The sequence below is a fragment of the Roseibium salinum genome, assembly GCF_026240905.1.
GTDB lineage: Bacteria > Pseudomonadota > Alphaproteobacteria > Rhizobiales > Stappiaceae > Roseibium > Roseibium salinum.
This window is the reverse complement of the sequence record NZ_JAPEVI010000003.1, coordinates 4613578-4632782: the sequence shown is the minus strand read 5'-3', so window position 1 is coordinate 4632782 and position 19205 is coordinate 4613578. Positions and strand designations below refer to the sequence as shown.

The following is a 19205-nucleotide window of genomic DNA, read 5'->3' as shown; positions in this document are numbered from 1 at the left end:
ATCGTCCGCGATGCTTCGTCGAACTGATGGCCGATCGCGTTGAGCGAACTATTGAGCAGCTTGATCGCGGCGTCCGCATCGGTGTTCAGATCGAGACGCACAACGATAAGGTCACCAACCTCCGGAGCTTTGGAAAGTTGAACCAGAATTTCGTCCTGCAAACCGGTATATATGCCGCCGCCCAGGTCCTCTCCCTCGATGACGAGGGTCCGGTTGTCCTCGATGAAGGACCCCGGCTCGACTTCGAACACCTGCACGCCGGGCGTGTCGTTGTCGCGAACCTCGACTTCGACATTGCGCACGTCGGTTGCATCGTAAAGGTCGTAGTTTGAAATGACCGAATGCTGGATGACGACGACCCTGTCGCCCTCGGCACGGGTATCGTCCGGCGCGAAAACGTAAACGTCCTGTTCGGCCATCCAGTTCGTATGGTCGAACCGCAGGACGATCGCACGGTTGTCGATTTGCGTCGGTATGCCGTTAATCAGGATCGTGCGCTGGAAGTCGCCATCGGTGACAACTGCGCCAGGATCGACCGTCGACAGCCAGATCGTGTCGCCTTCGCCGTTCGGCAGGAAGCCCTGATTGACGCCGCCAAGGCTGACCGTCGAATGATCCAGCAGGTCGTCCCGCTCCTCTTGCGGCGAACGCGCCGCGGAGACGGTCACATAGACCACCTGTCCGGCAGCCAGTTCCTCGGCCAGGCGGACGGTGTAACGGTCGGCATATTGATCGCCGATGTTCAGTTCTTCACCGACGACGGTCCGTCCATCGGTCACGCCCCCGGTTTCTTCATTGATGACGACCAGGCCTTCTTCGGGCGAAGCCACATTGTAGTCGAAACCGTCGACCAGCAGGTTATCGTAGAGAATGTCGTCGGACGTGACGAGGTGGTCGACCGCGCCGGAAACGCCTTCCAGCTCGCGGGTAACGATGTCCTCGACCACATCGCCGGCAACGTTGATCGTGTCGGAGCCGAGGCCACCGATGACGCGATAGGAGACGCCGAATTCCGTCGACAGGACGAAGAACTCGTCATCACCTTCGAGGCCGTCGACTTCGACCACCTCGATCGTCGAATAGCGCACGTTGAGGCCTGCGCCGAAGATGCCGTCCTTGCTGATCGCGATGTCGTCGGCAAATTCGGTGCCGAGAATGACCAGCTTGTCGAAGCCGGTGCCGCCATCGACCGAGACCGGCGCATTCACGTTGTACTGCACTTCGTCCTGGCCGCCGCCGGCCCGAATGTCGGGTGCCTGGCCGATGGAGAAGCCGAGCCCGATCTGTGGCGTCGCGACGCCGTCCTCATCCAGCACGATCGTGTCGTCGGTGAAATCGCCCTGGGTCAGGGTCAGGTCGACATAGTTGATGTTGAGGTCGTCGTTGACGTCGAACACATAGTTGGGTGCGCCGCCGTCGGTCGGCAGCTTGGCCTTCAATGCAGTTTTGTAGTCGGTGATTTCCGCGCCGCTATAGCTGGTTCCCAGCACCGCGTTGAGGTCAAGCGCATCAATTGCAGCTTCCCCGGTAATATCATCTCCAGGGTTGTCCGGATCCTCACCGTCTCTCAGGTCTTCGAGGGCGCTGAGAACCGCGACACCGTCATCGAGATCTGCCTTGTCCAGCATGCCGTCATTGTTCCAGTCGAAATCGACGGTAGCGGCAAGCGCAAAGGCGCGAACGATGAAGAGGTCGTTGTCGTCGTCGCCTTCCAGGCGCAGTTCGGCCTGGTTGGAATAGACGCGGAAGATATCGTTGCCGGTGCCACCCTGTGCCACGAGCGGCGCGGTGATGCCCGGGCTCAGCCAGCCGCGGGTCGTTGCGACCAGATTGCTGAAGACATCTTCTGCAAGAAGATTGCCTTCCGCGATATTCCGGTTCGCGCCGAAGATCTGTCCGATCTGGAACGTATCGTAGCCCAGTCCGCCATCGAGCGTGGTGATCACAGTCGTATCGTCGGTGAAGAACGCATCGTTGCCACCCTGACCTTCGATGGTCAGGCGCCCGTTGAGGCCCGTGTCGTAGTTGATACGCTGGACTTCGGACGAACTTTCGTTGCCCGCGACCACGTCTTCATAGGTCGACAGCACGCCATGAAGCATGGCAACCGTGCCCGGACGGTCAAATCCGGTCTCGCCAGGAATGTCGACGCCCGCGCGCAGCAGGAAGATATCGTCTTCCGGATAAAGATCGCCGGTACCGGGATCTCTGCCGTTCTTGTTCGCAGCGGTACTGTCGATGCCATAGATGAACGCTTCGTCGACACCGTCATCCTCATCACCCTTGTCGAGGATGTTGATGATGTAGTTGCGGTCTCCGACGCCGTTCGAGCCGGTGGTATAGATCTTGTAGAGATCGCTCTCCGCCTGGCCGTCGAGCGTCAGCGTGTGCTGGGCGACGACATCTGCCGTATCCGGAGACGTCCGCGTCAGCGTGTCTTGCAGGTAGTAGACCGTCATCCGGTCTTCGCCGTCATTGGCGACGCCGGCAACCGTCGACGCGCTGCCGTAGACCCGGGTCTTGGACCCGAGGGAGATATAGCCTGCATCGCCAAGGTTCGTGCCGCCGCTGAGCCCGGTCGGATCGCCGAACTGGATGGTATCGACATCGGCGTTGCCGAAAATCTGGGTGAGATGCACCGGTGCGAGTTCGGAAGGTGCCGCGGTTCCGACCGGCATGTTGCCGGACTGGCTTCCCGGGGTCACGTCCGCGCCGGCAATAATCCGCCCGCGCAGGATGAGGTTGGTGCCGTAGTTCAAATCGTCATCGCCATGGTCGCCGCGCAGGACGATGCCTTCGGCCGCGAGAATTTCGCTGTTTTCATCGGTAAAGACGCTGTCGCCGACAAGCAGCGTCACCGTGCCCATTTCCGCGAAGACCTGCCCATTCGGAACCAAACGGTCCCAATCTGGTTGGTTCCCGGGCCCTGTTGTGTTGTCCTCGGCAAAGAGAGCCGTTCCGCTGTCGATCAGGAACAGGTGCTCGTCGAGTTGCCCGCTTTCGCGAACCGTAAGAGTGACGTCGCCAAGATAGGTGTGAGCGAATACGAGACGCAGTTCGGCATCGGTTTCCGTCAACCAGATGCTGTTGGTTGCTTCCAGTCCAACATCGTCCTCGTCCGTGTTTAACCAGGCGTTGAGGTTCTGGAGATACTGCGCAGCATTGCTGGACTCAGCGTCTCCGGCCAGCGGGTCCCCATAATTGGTCGATCCACGGCGGCTGTCGATTTCGAGATCATTGCCGAATTCACCGATGCTTGCACCGGCACCATTGGCATCGAGATCGATCGTCTGCCCGAGAATGTTCGGATTTACCTCACCGGGACGGCGGTCCACAATGGAGCCTGCAGTCGTGCGCAGCGACACGTCGCGGTCTGTATCGACCGTGTGAACATGAAGGTCGCCGACGGTTTCGTCGATGAAGATGCCGAGCGTCGTGGAAGCCGTCGTATCATAGGCACGCAGGACGCCATCCGGGCCGGTATTGTTGTAGTCCACGTTGATTTCCAGGAAATTGCCGAGACTACCGGTTCCCGGAATTCCAGGAATGCCGATACCGCCCAGAAGTCCGCTGGAAAGGTTCAGCGGGTTGGGGTTGAGCACGCGCGAGGCAACCAGCGAGTGGTCCGGGTTCACGAAGCCCGCTGCCGCAACCATGGTGATGTTCTCGCCGGAGACATCCGCCTCTTCAGGCAGAGAATCCCGGTCGTTGTCGAGAATGCGCATCGGCGAATAGAGCAGCACGTCCGAGCCGTTCGACCGGATCCGTTCGACCTGCATGTCGCCGGTCTTTTCGGTAAGCGCGATATAGCCGTTTGTCAGGACGTCGATGTCGCCCGTGCCGTTGATCTCCGTAATGCCGAGAACGTTGACGATCTTGTTGGCGGCAAGGTTGGTATCCTCGGCTGCCCTGACGATGATGTTACCGGTCGGCGTGATGCCTCCTGCTTCCAGACCCGGCAGCTCGTAGAGCCCGTTTGACGGATTCCGCCCGCGGAAGTCATAGGTCGAGGCGATGCTGGTGCTGGAATTGGCAAACAGACCCCGGCTCGCAGGCTGCTGCGATCCGTCGTTCTGGTCGAAGAAGGTGTAGTGGACTTCACCGTTCGTATCATTGTCCCACTTCACCAGGACGCCGCCGAAGAGGCCGGCGCCGGTCTGGTTGAGGCTGGACTGCAACACCAGATCGATAGTGTTCCCCGCTTCGACGCGGTCGATGTCGATGATGTAGAAATCTACCCCGGCCGTGCCTTCCCGCTGCATGCCGCGCAGATCCATCTTGATGTCCTGGCCTGCATCGACCGTGAAGGATTCCTTGCTCGTCAGCGCATGGGTGTCGTTGAAGCCTCCGGATGTGGAGAGATTGATCTTCTCCCCGGCTTTTGCTTCCGCGAGGGTCGAGGCAAGGCCGACGCTCAGGCCATTGTCCGACACTACGGCGTAGTAATAGCCGAGATCGCTCAGCCCGCCGATGACGGACCCACTGGTGCGGTCGTATTGCAGGAGCTGGCCGGTGACGAACTGGTTCGCCTGTCCGATGAAGATCTCATCGGTGAGTGCGTTGACCTGTCCGGTCTTGAAGGAGGTTGCTTCCGGCAATCCGGCGCTGTCGACGAGATCGACGTTGACCCGCGATGCGAGATAGCCATCGGGATTGCCGACATCCGCCGGCGGGTTCGAATGTCCGACGCTGCCGGATGCTTCCATCTTGAGGGTATGGGTTCGTACGAGCGATGTCGTGCCGCTGCGCGCACTTGTCCCGTAGATTGAGCCGACCGCGTTCAGGATGAAGGTCGTACCGATCGGATTGTCGATGAACCCGTTCAGGTAGATATCCGCACTGGAGGCGAAGCCTTCAATGCCGAGGCTCTTGATCTCGATGAGCGTCGGAGCGACTTCCTGTTCAATAGTAAAACTCATGGCACCCGGCGTTCCGCCAATGCCGGAGATCGTCGGATCGAACCAGACAACCGGTTGGTCGCCGTCGGCCACGCTGATGTCGTTGATAATGATGTCCTTGTCGGACTTGTTGGTGATCGAGACTTTCTGCAGGGTTTCCCGGAATGTCCAGGTACCGCCGGAGCCGGCGATGTCGGACCCGGACGCTGCGGAGGTCTTGAATGCCACGTCGCCCGGACCCGGGTTGGTGATGTCGTTGACCACGATGCTGTCGCTCAGGATCGTATCGCCCTCACCCTCGGCGGAACCGCCGCCACCCGTGCTGTCGTTCACGGTAATCTCGACAGCTTCCTCGATTTCTCCGTTGGCACCGATTGAGAGCGTCTTGACCAAGAGGGTCGGGGACCGTCCGGACAGGATCAGGACGTCCGCGTAGAAATTGATTTCATCGAGGGACGAGGATTCGTTGAGAGGATCTGCATCCCCCACGGCAAGCGAGCGCTTGCTGACGTCGGCATCGACGCTGCGGCTGATGCTGCCGCCGTTCTCCGTTGAAATCCAGAAGGCAAGATGCTCGTCTGCCCCGCTCGGAATGCCAGAGTTCGTCGGATGCGCCAGAATTGCGTCGTTGAATGCGCGCGGACCAGCTGTCACCTGGGCATCGGTCACCCCGTTGCCGGCGCCTGTGACATGCGAACGCAGGTCCGTCTCGTTGTTGGCATTGGCGTCGACGAAGCCGAAGAGCCCCGTCGCCCGGGCAAATGCCTTCGAATGTGTGTCGACGTTGTCATACTTGGTGATCAGGTCGACACCTTCATAGCCGGTGAGCTGTGAGCCTTGGCTGAGGGTCACGTCGGCATCGAAAAAGGCATCGATATCGCCGGTCGACGTGCCTTCGCCGTAGAAGCCGGCCCCGCGCCCGTCGCCTTCGGCGCGGATGTAGATGCTGTCGGAGGTCGCGGCCAGCCGCGCCCGGTTAGAGCTGAGGATCGCATTGTCGCCAAGCTCGACCAGCGTGTCAGCAGTTAGGACATCGATGTGGGTCTGCGCATCCGCGTCACCGCCGAAGCCGATCCCGGATCCCTTGGATTTGCCGGTCAGGTTGACGCGTGAATTCGCGCCGAGCTGGGCCAGGCCTCCGACCAAGGCAACAGCATTGTTGCCAAGGGCCGACGTCGTGGTGAAATTCACCGTGATTTCGGTTCGCGGTGTCACAGTGCCGACAAATCCGCCGGCATCGCCATTGCTCGACGCATTGGTGTTTGCCCGGCTTTCGGAACTGATGGTCAGGTTGTTGTCCGCAACCAGACGCGCATCGGCGCCGATGGTCGCGACACTGGTCAGTGTCTGGTGGCTGCGGCTATTGGCATCGCCGATTGCGACGAAACCGCCGCTGCCGTTGGTTGCGCGCGCCGTCGAGTTGGTTTCCGCCCAGGTGGAAATCACGACATTCGTCGATGTTGTGAGAAGGTCGGCGTTCATCGTCGCCGTAACATTCGGACTGTTGTGGACATCCGCGTCGTTCAGGGAGACCCCAATGAATCCACCACCGGATCCCTTGGCATTCGCCGAAGAAATGCCATCGCCGGACTGGGGCGCGACTTCGTCAAGCGAGACGCCGCCGGGCCCGGTCAAAAGTTGCACAGGAGACTGCGAGACGGAATTCACCGTAATATCGATCCGCAGCTGCTGTTCCGATGAGCCCGGTTGAGGTTGCGCGAGATCGACAACCAGCTGGCCGACGCCGTGGTTGGCATATGGCCCGGTAAGGCTTGTCGGCGTCAGGCCGATGACTGGCCCGCCTTCGCTGGCGGAAAGCTGGAACGTGTTCGCAGTCTTGTTGACGACGTAATAGATCTGGTTGTCGACGAGACCGCTGATACCGACATTCTGCGCGCGTACGAAGGAATGCAGGTCGGGACCTGAGCCAGGCGACAATTGAATGATGGCCTCATCCACGGTAACGCCGTTGACCGCGGAGCGGGCGACACTTGCCAACTCGCCGGTATCGTTGAGAAGTTGCTCCATCTCAACGAGCGTGATCGTGTCGTTGCCCGTGCCGCCGATGCTGGCGATCGTGTAGGTGCCGTCATTGGCACCCGCGCCGGAGATGGTGATCAGGTCACCGTTCATATAGCCTTCGGCAGTCCAGTCACCGCCCGTCCAGACGATCATGTCTCCGGCCGCATCGCGAATGAAGTCGAACGCCCCATTGACCTGGGTCGCCTCGAAGTCGGGCCCGCCGCTCAAGGTGAGCGTGTCGTTGACGATGCTGGTGATCGTATAGGTGCCGTTGCCACTGACAGAGCCGGCATTGGTCACATTGATGCTGTCGCCAACCCCAAAGCCTGCGCTCAGCCAGCTGCTGCCATCGGTGCGCAGCAGTTTCTGGGTGCCGCCGTCCTCGATGAAGTGGATTTCCGTCGTGACAACATCGTTCTTCTTCAGCTGGATCGTCGTTGGGTTGACGGCCACCACGCGGTAGGTTGCGCCGTCGGTCAATCCGCCGATCGGCGTTTTCACATAGTCGCTCGACGGCGACATCGTGCGGTCGATGTAATCGGTGACGGTGTAGATGACCCGATCGCCGGTCGAGAAGCCGTGATTGGAACCGAAGGTGATGTCATCCGACGCCGCACTTACGTCGCCGGTGCCGGCAACCGCCGCGTCGGGCGCCAGATAGCTGACCTTGTCACCGTCATTAAGGCCGTGAGCGATGATGGTGATCGTGTTGTTGGAAATATCCGTGGAGTCGAACGTGTTGACGTTGCCGAACGGATTCGTCGCCTTGGCGGCCGAATCTACGAGCTGGATGGTGAAGTCGTCCAACACCAGCACATAGCGTAAATCGCCCGCTGCCGCGCCGAGGCTGGCGTCGGCAAGACCGAGATCCGGGCTGTAGCGGACCGCGTCGCCATTCGAATAACCATGCTTCTGGTTCAGGAAGGTAATGCGTTCCTGTTCGGCGTCGATGCTGATCAGCTTGTCGATTGCCGTAACCGGCGTCAGGTCGACAACAAGCTCCCCGAGACGGTGCGAGTCCGCGGTCCTCTGGCTGGAGAAACTTGGCGAGCCGAGATTGACGATGTCCGTACCCGCTGCGTCGTGCGACAACTGGAAGAAATCGTCGCCGGGATTCGCCTTGACGACATAGTATGTATTCTCGTCCTCGAGTTCGCCGAACGGCAGGTCGGCGACCTTGATGAGGTTGTGCGTGTCGTCGAAGTCGTCGAAATTCACGGGGCGGTTGATCCCGATGATCGGTGTGTCGAAATCGCCGGTCGTCTGGCCTCGATCGGCCGTCACAGACGTGTCTGTTCCGTCGGCGAAGGCATTCACCGAGGTCAGCGTAACTGTACTGCCCGCGGCGCCGCTGGAGATCGTGTAGGTGCCGTCGCGCGCCCCCGCGCCACTGATCGTGAACTGGGTGCCGTTTGTGAAGCCGTCGGCAGCCCACGTGCGGCCATCGTTGCGAGTGATCTGGTCGCCGCCTGCGTCGCCGTTGAAGGTCATGCTGGCGTTGATGATCGTCGCGTCGATCGAAGCGGCGCCCGACAGCGTCAGTGTACTGGCGGTCGCCGCCGTAATCGTAAAGGTTCCGTTAGACCCGGAGCTGTCGGTGATGATGGCCTCTCCGCCGTTGCCCGGCCCGAAGCCGTCGGCAACCCAGCTGCCGCCGTCGAGACGCACCACCTGCACCGTCGCCGAGCCATTGGTGCGAACAAAGTCGACTGGAACGTTGTTCAGCGCCGCGCCGCGCTTCAGCTGGATTGTGACGTCGTTGACCTTGACGACGCGGTAGTCGTCGCCCTCGGTTAGCCCCAGAATGGGCGTAGTGGTCGTGCTGCCCGTCGGTGGCGTCACCGTGTAGCGGACGACGTCGTCCGTCTCGAATCCATGCGCCTTGAGCACTTCGTCGCCGTTCGCCAGCGTCTCGGTGAAAACGATGTTGTTCGCGCCCGTACTGTGGGCGAGGTCAGCCTCCTCCTCGATCGCGTCACCAGGATCGATCGTGAGATTGAATATGTCGATCATGTTCGAAAGCGACACGTCGACCGAGCTGTTGCCGAAGCTCTGTGGGTCCGGTGCATTATAGGTGACAGCGTCGCCGTCGGCGAAACCGTTGCCAACGATGGTAATCCTCTCGGTGCCTGTATTGACGTCATCCACGGCATCAAATGAACTGAATACCGCGTCCGGATTCGTGGCGTTGCCGACGGTATCCACAAGGCGAATCCGCGTCGCGTCTACGACCAGAACGTAATAGGCCTGTCCTTCGGTCAGGCCGAAATTGGCCAATGCACCGGAAGCGCCCGGATAGTATACGACCTTCTCGCCGTTCGCGAAGTTGTGCGGTCCAACGAAGGTGATGATTTCCGTGTCGCCATCGACATTGGCCGTGTCGAAGACCGAGCCGAGATAAATCAGCGTGTCATCAATATTGCCGTCGCCATCGATGACATTGATGACGTTATATTGCCGGTTGACCGAGATGACGCCGTTTTCGGTCGGGATAACGGAGGGCCCTTCGAGCCCGCCGATCAGCGTTCCTCCATTGAGGTCGTATTCAACTGTTTCACCGGTTCCCAGACCATGACGTTCCACGGACAGCGTGTTTGTCGCATCGTCCGCATCGAGGATCGTCCCACGCTCAACGGTGTTTTCGTTCACCGGATCCACCGGCTTGCCGATCGCCGAGATCGTGACCGTACCGGAGACCGTGATCACCGATCCGTCGCCAATCGTGCTGGAGACAGTCGCGTTCGCATAGGCCTCCGCATCAGACGCACCGGCCCCGAAGAGGCCGCCGATCGCGGTCCCCTTGACCCGGGCATCGCTCTCCGTCCTGCCGTCGGCGAGGATGGTTATGTTCTGCGCCGAAGCGATATCCGTATTGTTGCCGATCGACGCCGATACCGTTGGATTGGCCCTCGAGATCGAGCTGTTGATCGTCAGCGCGCCCAACAGACCGCCGGCGGCGGCTTCGCCGACTGCACTGGCGGCGTTGAAGGATTTCGCCTCGATTGTGATGTCGTTTGCCGACGTCACATCGCCGCTGAAGGTTGCGGTTGCCGAACCGTTGGCTTCCGCTTCCGTCACGGTCGCACCAACGGCTGCAGCACCGAAGGAGAAAACCTCCGTGTCGGCCGTCGCGAAGTTGCGGATCCGCGCCTTCAGGTCGATATTGCCGGAGATAATCAAATTGCCGCCTGCCCCGACCGAGGCAGTGACTTCGGCGTTTGATTTCGCCGTGGGCGCCGCGCCCTGACCACTTACCAGTCCACCTCCCGATGCTTCTGCGGAAGCGCGCGCACCCCGGTCCGTTGCGGCATCCGCCTCGTCAAATCCGTGGGACGCCAGGATTGAGATACCGGCCGCCGTGATCGTGGCGTTGCCGCCGATCGATGCATCTGCCGTCGGCAGAATGTCAACCGATGCGAAGCTTGTTCCGACCGCCGCGAGGCCCACCGACAGGGCGAACACATCGGCGGAGGCATTGTGGCTCATGCGGTTTTCGATATTGATGAGACCGTCAGAGAAGATTTCAGAGTTATCGCCGATTGCCGCCTTCGTATCGGTATGGATTTCGAGCACCGCGAAGTTGAACGTGCCCGCGATCGCACCGCCCGCCATCGCGAAGGTATCGAGGTCGGCATCGATCGTTGACCGTGCCTCGATGTTGATGTCACCAACCACTACCGTCTTGCCGATATCGGCGTTGATGCCGATGGAGGCCTCGACTTCCTTGGTGTTGGCATCGTCGTCGCCGATCGTCAGCTGCGTGAACGAGGCACCGACCGCCGCCGCCCCGACCTGAACGCCCGTCGTCGTGAGATCAAAATCCTGGGTCGAGTTGGCGAGCACATTTATGGTGTTTGCTGAATCAATGACCGCATGGTCGAGGATCTGGGCGCGCACCGCGCTTGTGTCGTTGACGACCACCACGGAAGCGCCGAGGCCGACAAAACCGCCCTGGAGAGCAACGGACGTGACGTCGACGTCCTGATTGAACATCGCCTTGACGGTCAGCGTGTTACCGGCCTTGAGCTTGCCGTCGGCCTTCGCGCGCACCTGGCCCGACAGATTGAGCACGGAGACCGAAGCCCCGGCGCCGACGAGGCCCACTGCAGCGTTGCCGAGCACCAGGTCGACCGTCATCTTCTCTTCGGCCATCACGATGATGTTGTTGCCGGCATTGACGTCACCGTTGCCGATGGACGCCGATGTGCCGCGTTCGGCTGGCACCGAGGCACTCAGCATCAGGCTCAGATCCGCGCCGCTCAGTGAATCGGTGCTCAGCCGGTTGGAGGCATCGCCAAGCTTGCTGGCGAGGCGTGAATTCGCAGTGTTCGCGTTGGCATCGGATTCGAAGCCGCCAAGCTCCGACCCGAGGCCGCTGACACCGTCGTCGGCCTGGTTTCCGGCCTCCGTGGATGCATCGCCTGAATCGCCCTGCAATGCGTTTCCACTACCACCGCTCTTGTCGTCGTAGCCGTCGCTGAAGTTTTCGCCGATCGACCAGACCGAAACCGAAGCGCCCAGCCCGACCACACCGCCGGCACCGGAGAAGGTGAAGCCGGTCAGGTTCTTGATCGAGACGGATCCCACCTCGACATCGCCCGCCGCCTTGACGATTGCCCCGGCATTGATCGCGGCCACCGTGTCGTTGGTGATCCGGCCGAAATCAACGGCACCCGCGAGCCCAACGAACCCGACGCCGAGCGCTCCGGCAAAGCTGGTGACGCCCACCTTGTTGGACGCGTTCACATACACGCCCTGATTGCCGTTGACCCCGTTCGATGTCAGGTAATTGGCGGCATCGTTGTTGATTTCCGCGCCGAGGCCGATCGCGGCCGTCGTGTCGGAATCGATGATCGTCACCGTGACGCCGCCTGCGATACCGGCATAAAGACCGATGCCGCCCGCAACGGAAATATGCGTTGCTGCTTCCGACGCTTCTGCCTGGACGATCACACCGTTCACAGGTGCGCCCTTCTTGTCGAAGCCGTCGCCGGCCCCATTGATCGTTCCGTCCAGGACGCCGGATATTCCGGTTCCGTTGCCGAGCGCATCCACCTCGGCAGCATCGCCGATCGAAGCTTCAGTCCGTTTCGTAATGGTAACCACGCCGACCGAACCGGCGGCACCCGCACCGCTGATACCGATGCCAACTGCGCCCGAGACAACGGTGAATTGCGTGTCATCGCTCGCCAATACGGCGACGTCACCGCCCGCATCCACATCGGCGGAGCCGAAGATCTGGGCTTGTGTCTGCGCATCGAGGCTCAGAACCGATACACCGCCTGCCAGGCTGAAGGTTCCACTGAAGGCAAGGCCTGCAGAGACGATCAGGATCTTCTCCTTTGCGGTGGCTATGACTTCCACATCGTCTTCGGCCTGAACGTCTGCACCGGTTCCGATGATCGCCTTGGTGCTCAAGGTGACGACCGAAACGTCGACGCCCGGAGCAGCAGCACCGCTGCCGGCAAATGCGGCACCAGCGCCCACTCCGACATGATTGAAATCGCTCGCCGCCGCGACAAGGACGGACTGGCCGCCATTTGCGTTACCGGTCAGATCCTTGTTGATCATGGCGTCGGTCTGGATTTCGGCCTTGGTCTTTACGTCAATCACATTGACGGCCGCGCCGATTGCAACACCAACGCTGCCACCGCCGCCGACGCTGATTGCGAAGGTTTCGACATCGTCCTTGCTGGTGGCCGAAACGGCCACGCCGCGGAAGCTGTTGTTGACGGTTGCGGTTGCCACGCGCTCCTGGGTGAGGCCCGGATCGACGTCGGCATCTCCATCCGTGCCGTCCTGATCCAGATCGCTGAACTGGCTGAGACCTGAAGGTGCACCGGCTTCAAGGTCGCCCTTGGTGGGCTTGGGCGGTGCCGTTGGCGACGATGTCCCCTCGGGATCATAGCCCGCGATGGCGGCCGAACCGGCGAAGCTCACATCGTAGCGTCCAGTCCGCGCCGAGACTGTATCATTGCCCTTGCCCGTGACATCTGCCCCGGTTTCGATAAGGGCCTCGTTGACCTTGTCGACAACCGCGACACCGGCCGAAGCGCCGATGCCTGCCGATCCGCCGATGGCAACGCCGCCAACGATCAAGTCGAGTTCGGTTTCGTCCTGGGTCTGGACCAGAACGCTGCCATCGGCAAAAACATCCGCGCTGGAGCCAATCTTTGCACGGGTCGTCAGATCGAGAATGAAGACATCCGCCGAAACGGTGATGCCGACGTTGGAGCCGCCCCCTGCAGCGACGGAGAAGGACTTGATATCTTCATTGTTGATCGCCTCGATGGTGACATTGCCGTCCGCATCGATGGTCGTGTTGGAACCGACTTTCGCTTCCGTCACCTTGGTGAGCGTCGCAACGTTGACGCCGGCACCGAGCCCTGCCCCGCCGGCGGAAATCGCCAGGGAACCGGAAATCGTCAGAATATCTGTCTCATCTTCCGCATAGATACGCACGCCCGGATCGTTCGACCCATTGAGGGCGTTGACGGAACTGTTCGCTCCGAGATTGGCAATCGTCGTTTCGTCGAGAACCGTCACCGCGACGGAACCGGCAATCGCCGCGCCGCTGCCCGAACCGCTGCCGGCAGCTGCGACAGTCGTGACGTCGTCGGTCGACGTCGCTTCAATCTTGAGACCAATGGCACCGTCGGTCACGATGGACGCATGCCCCTTGACGTCGGCCTTGACGTTGTCGAGGTGAACCAGGACGACGCTGGAAATACCGACTGCACTGCCGCCGAACCCGAACGCAACGCCGCCTGCAAGGGCGAAGAGCTCGAAATCACCGTCTGCGGAAACGGTGACATTCCCGGAGGCGGACAGAGTCGTCTTGTCGAGCGCTGTCCCGGCCTCGATTTCGGTGAGCGTATCGGTTTCAAACACAGCAACGCTGATTGATGCCGCGACGCCGGTCCCGCTGGTCGACAGGCCGAACGTCGCCGCGACGGTCGTCAGCTTGTCGTCGGAGTCGGATTTGACTTCGAGATTGCCCCCGGTCGTGATCAGGTCGGCCGAAGAGCCTATGGTCGCCTTGGTTTCGCGGTCGATGACGTTGACGTCGATACCGATGCCGACCCCGGCGTTGCCGCCGGACAGGCCAATGCCACCGGCCGCGGTGAACAGGGTCATCATGTCATGGGCAAAGACGGTAATATTGCCGTCCGCGTTGATCGTGGAGTTCGCGCCGACCGAAGCGGTCGTGCGAACGAACATTACGTTCACGCTTGACGAACCGCCGATGGCCGCGCCGCCGCTCGACGCCGCGACACCGGCGGCGAAGTTGGTGAAACTGAGCGAGACCTCCCCGATCACGTCGAGATCGATGAGTTCCGTGAAGGGCACCAGGCTTGCATCCGCCTCGATGGTAACGCCGCCACTGTTCGCATTGATGGTCGTTCCCGTGCCGACCGTTGCCTTGGTTTCGAGTGTGTTGACGATATTCACGGACACCGCGATGCCAACACCGGCACTGCTGCTGGCGGTCAACGCCGCGCCGCCGGCCAGGTTCTGGATCTCGTTGTGACTGTCCGCGGAGACGATCACACCGCCGGCCGCGGTCGCCGTGATTGTGCTCGAGTTGCCAATCTCGGCGATGCTGGAGCTGTCGACGTAGTTGACGGCGATCGATCCGCCGATGGTCGTCCCCTTGGAAGCGGCGCCAGCAAGAGCGCGCACCTGATAACTGTTCTTGGTGTCTGTCGGTTGAACCGAGCGAACCGCGACACTGCCGCCCGTAACATTGGCGGAGTTCCCGATCCGCGCCTTTGCGTCGACTTCGGAAATGTTGAGGCCGACAGCAGCGGCAACACCGGTCGTGGCGTTGGAATCGAAAGCGGTCGCATCCGCGATCGCCTTGGCCGTTACCTGCGTCTCGACTTCAACAACCACCGCGCCGGACGCCGCGAGGGTGACGCTGTTGTCAATCAAGGCGTCCGTTGTCGCCCGCATGTAGTTGACGGCAATGGCCGCCGCGACCTGTGTTCCGCCGCTTCCCGTCCCCTTGCCGGACTGGGTATCGGAATTGGTGTTGGCCGTGCCGACGCTGCCTGTCCCACTCTGAGTCGGGGCTTTCACGGCATCGCCGGACTGGGTGCTCGTCTGGCCGCTCTTCTTGTTGACTTCGCTGTCGGAATCGTCGCCGCTCTCGTCCTGTCCGCCCGCGCTCGCCATGGTATGAACGGTAGAGGTCAGAAGCGACGTTGCCTTGACGGTGACGCTGCCTGCCGTGCCGCCGATGCTGCGCGCGATTTTCGCGTCCGTATCCGTGAAGCCAATGTTGAGGCCGATCGAAATACCAATTGCCGTGCTGCCGGAAGCAGCCGCGTCGGCCATCGTCACGAGCGATCCGGTGTGATGGGCAACAGCAGAGAGTGCACCGCCGGTAAGCGCCAGGTCGCCGCCACCCGAGCCGATGATGGCGCTGGTCTGGTTATCGACATAGGCAATGGCGATGACACCACCGACGCTGGTTCCACCCTTGGCCCCCGCTTTCACGGTAACCGGCATGGAATGATTAGAGGTTGCAGCGGCCTGCAGACTGGAGGCAGTGCCGTTAAGGACGTGGCTCTTGCCGTCCTCAACACCCGCGTTGGTCTTGTTGATGTCGATACCGATGGCAATCGAAGCGCCGACACCGGTGGAAGACCCGCCGCCGACGGCCTCGGCTGTCGCGGTGAGCTTGGTCTCGGTCGTGTTCGTCGCCGTCATCGACACGGCACCGCCACCGAGCACGAGCGTAGACGCACCTGTGGCGCCGCGGCCGAACACCGCATGGGTATCGGTGTGAACGACGCTGAGCGCAAAGGATCCGGCAACGCCGATGTCGCCGGCGCTGGCGCCGGAAACGGACTTCGCCTCGAAATCGTGCTTCAGGTTGCCGCCAACATTCTTCATCGTGGCGCTGAGCACTAGACCGTCAGCATCGATGGTCGTGCCGGTGCCGATGATGGCCTGGTTGGTCATGTCGGCAACATTGATGGCAACCGCGATGCCGACAGCCGTTGCGTCGTCGCTCTTGGCGCTACTGTCCGCAATCGCCTTAGCGTCCATGTTGTTGGACGCCAGCAGCGAGAGATTGCCGCTGGTTACGGTGACACTGCGACCGTCGGAAACCGTGGCTTCGGCGGTGGAGCTTGAAACGTTGATGGCAATCGCAGCTGCTACACTTACACTGCTGCCTTCACTGGAGGCCGACTGTGAGGAGCTGTCCGACTTGCCGGATTTTTCATTGGCAAGGCCTGTCGATGAATCCTTCTGGTCATCCGCCGTCGAGCCGTCGTCACTGGCACCTTCTGCCGAGGCTTTTGCGGTCGTGATCGAGGAGCCGTCGCCATGGGCGGCCAGCGTGATAGCTCCGCCGGTCGTGGTGTTGCGGTTGATGTTGGCCGTCGCGGTGTCGTCCACGAAGGCGAGGGCGAGCGACGCGCCAATTGCGGTGTTGCCGGTGGCATCGCCATCCGCGGTCGTCGTGGTCTCGCCGTGATGGGTAGCGGTCGCGTTGAGGGTACCTGAAATGTTGAGCGCAGTCGCGCCTGTGCCGATTGAAGCCTCGGTCGTGTTATCGACAACGGCAAGGGCAAAGGAACCGCCGACGCTTGTACCGCCGCCTTCCGCGCCACCTTCCGCAGTGATGGTGTTCTTGTGCGAGCCGGTCGCCGAAAGCGTGACATTCGCACCATTGGTAAGCACGGACCCATCGGAAAGAACCGCTTCGGTCAACTGGTCGTTGATGTCGATGGCAATCGAGGCACCGACACCGGTATTGCCGCCGGTGGCGTTGGCCTTCGCTTCAACGGTCGCCTCGCTGGTCGAGGCCGCCGTGAGCGAGACAGAGTCCGTCCCTGCATTGACGGTGCCCTCGATCGCGGCGCGGGTATCGCTGTTCACATAGGAAAGCGCAAACGAACCGGCGACGCCGGTTTCTTCCGCAGAAGCGCCGGACGTCGATTTCGCTTCGAAGTCGTGCTTTGAGTCGCCTGCCGCCTTCATTGTGGCGGAGGCGGAAACGCCGCCGTTGACGATTGCCGATGATCCGACAACCGCGAGGTTTTCCATCGTCGCGACGTTGATGCTGACCGCGATGCCGACACCGGTCGAACCATCGGCCTGAGATGCATCCGCAATCGCCTTGGAATCCATGTTGTTTGACGCAGCCAACGTCAGGTCGCTGTTGATCGTGACGTTGTTGACCGAGGCGTCGGCCGTCGACGTGGACACATTGAGGGCGAGAGATGCGGCAACGCCGACACTGTCGCCACCGGCCATGCCGTCATCGGTGGAAGCCGATTGTCCGGATGTATCGTTGGTTTTGTTCGAACGATCGTCTGCGAAACCGGTCTGCTTGCTCTTCTGCGAATCCGCATCCGTATCCGCGCCCTTGTCCTCGCCTTTGGCCGAGGACTTGGCAGTCACCAGGGACGACCCGTCCGCCGCGGCCGTGAAGATGACGGTTGGCGCTGTCAGGTTGCGCTTGGTCGTCGCCGTGGCACGATTGGTGACAAAACCGAACGCCAGCGCCGCACCGATTGCCGTATCGCCGCCCAGGGCCGTGCCATCCGCCAGCACGATGCTTTCTCCGTGATGGGTCGCTGTCGCGCTGATCGCGCCGCCCGTCGTCATCGCCGTACCCGTGCCGATCGACGCCTCGGTGACGTTCTCGACGACCGCGATCGCGATGGCACCACCCAGGGTGAAGCTGCCGTCACCGGCGCCACCGGCTTCCGCCTTGGTGTCGTCCTTGTGATTGCCGGTCGCCGACAGTGTCAGCGTGCCTACGTTTGAAGCCTGTGTACCGTCGAGGATCGCTGCCTTCGTCGTATTGGTGCCGATATAGAGCGCGACGGAGATCCCGACGCCCTTGTCCGCTGCGGCAACGGGAACTTTGTTGGGAATGGCGTTGGTGATTGCGCTGGTCATGCTGTTCGCGGTCAGCGTCAGGTCGGCACCGTTGAGATTGACGGAACCGTCGACGACAGCTTCCACGGTTGTGGTCAGCACGTGGATGGCAAGTGAACCGGCGAACTGGAAATCGGCCCCGTCGCCGCCACCCGATTTCGCCTCCACCTTGAACGTGTTGTCCGCATCCATCATTGCCGAAACGGAAACGGTCGATGCGGTAAAGTTGCCGCCTTCAAGGGAGGCACGCACAGTCGGCAATTCGAACCCGAGTGCGACGGCGACGCCGACACCGGTGCCGCTGCTCGCCGTCGAGGAGCCATCCGCCAGGGTCGAGACCGTGTCGGTGCTCGACGCGCTGAGCATGACCGAGCCATCGGTCGTCAGGTTGCTTGACGTGGAAATCACGGCCTCGGTGGTCGGCCGGTAGATGGTCACCGAAACGGCGCCGGCGAAATCGATATTGCTGCCGCCGGACGTGTCTGTCTGGGCCCGGTCGGTCGTATTGCCGTCATCGTTGGGATCGGCAAGGCGATCTTCGGAGCTGTTCGACGTACCATCGTTTTCGGCACCGCCGGAAGTCGAGATGGCGCTCGACAGGACATTGGCGTTGAGCGTGGACGTGACGGCGATGGAATCCGGGTTATTGCCGTTTCTGGCGTTGATCGAAGAGGTGCCGCCAACGGAGGCGACAGTGGCGATCCCGACTTCGGTCACGGCGAGCGTCGCACCTTTTGCGCCAGCGTCGGCCGAACCGTCTGCAATGGAATCGATATCAAGTGTCGTTGAGGCTCCGAGCGCCACTGCGCCGGCAACCATGATGTTCGAAGCGCCGGTCACACGGGTGGACACACCGCTGCCGAGGAAATCCGGGAAGGCGTCGCTGCCTTCGATGACCACGACAGTCACTGCGGCATCGGCATTGGTGTTGGTGTCGCTCGAATCGGCATCGTCCTCAAAGGCGACGGTAATATTTGCGGCGGCCATGGCCGACAGCCCGGCAGCGGACAGAGTCGTCCCGTCGAGCTTGATCGAGGCCGTCGGAATGACGACGATCAGTGAGGCATCGACGGTGCTCCCGATCGTCGATGGCGACGCACTGACATTGGCGACCGCGTCGGCAGTCAGCGTAACGTTGCCTGTCGCGGTCAGGCTACCTCCGGTCAGGTCGATCACTGCTGTCGGTAAGGCCACGAACAGACCATCCAGTGCTTCGCCTGGAGGATCGATGTGGCCATCGTCGGAATCGTCCGCGTTGAGGAGGATATTTCCTGTTGCGTTGATTGATCCGCTGACGGTGATGTTTTCCGCGTTGATCGTGATGTTGTTCGCCGTCAACGATCCAGTGACAATCACGACATCCTTGCCGTCGTCACCATTCAC

General features: G+C 61.3%; 1 protein-coding gene (running past one end of the window). It reads right to left on the bottom strand.

The window, feature by feature from the left end; genetic code table 11:
* Positions 1-19205, bottom strand: partial view of a hypothetical protein gene (locus tag ON753_RS26035; protein ID WP_265966911.1) — the 5' portion only. 8515 nt of this gene lie to the left of the window's left edge; the window shows 19205 of its 27720 coding nt (coding positions 1-19205); it begins with the start codon at positions 19203-19205; its stop codon lies off the left edge, out of view.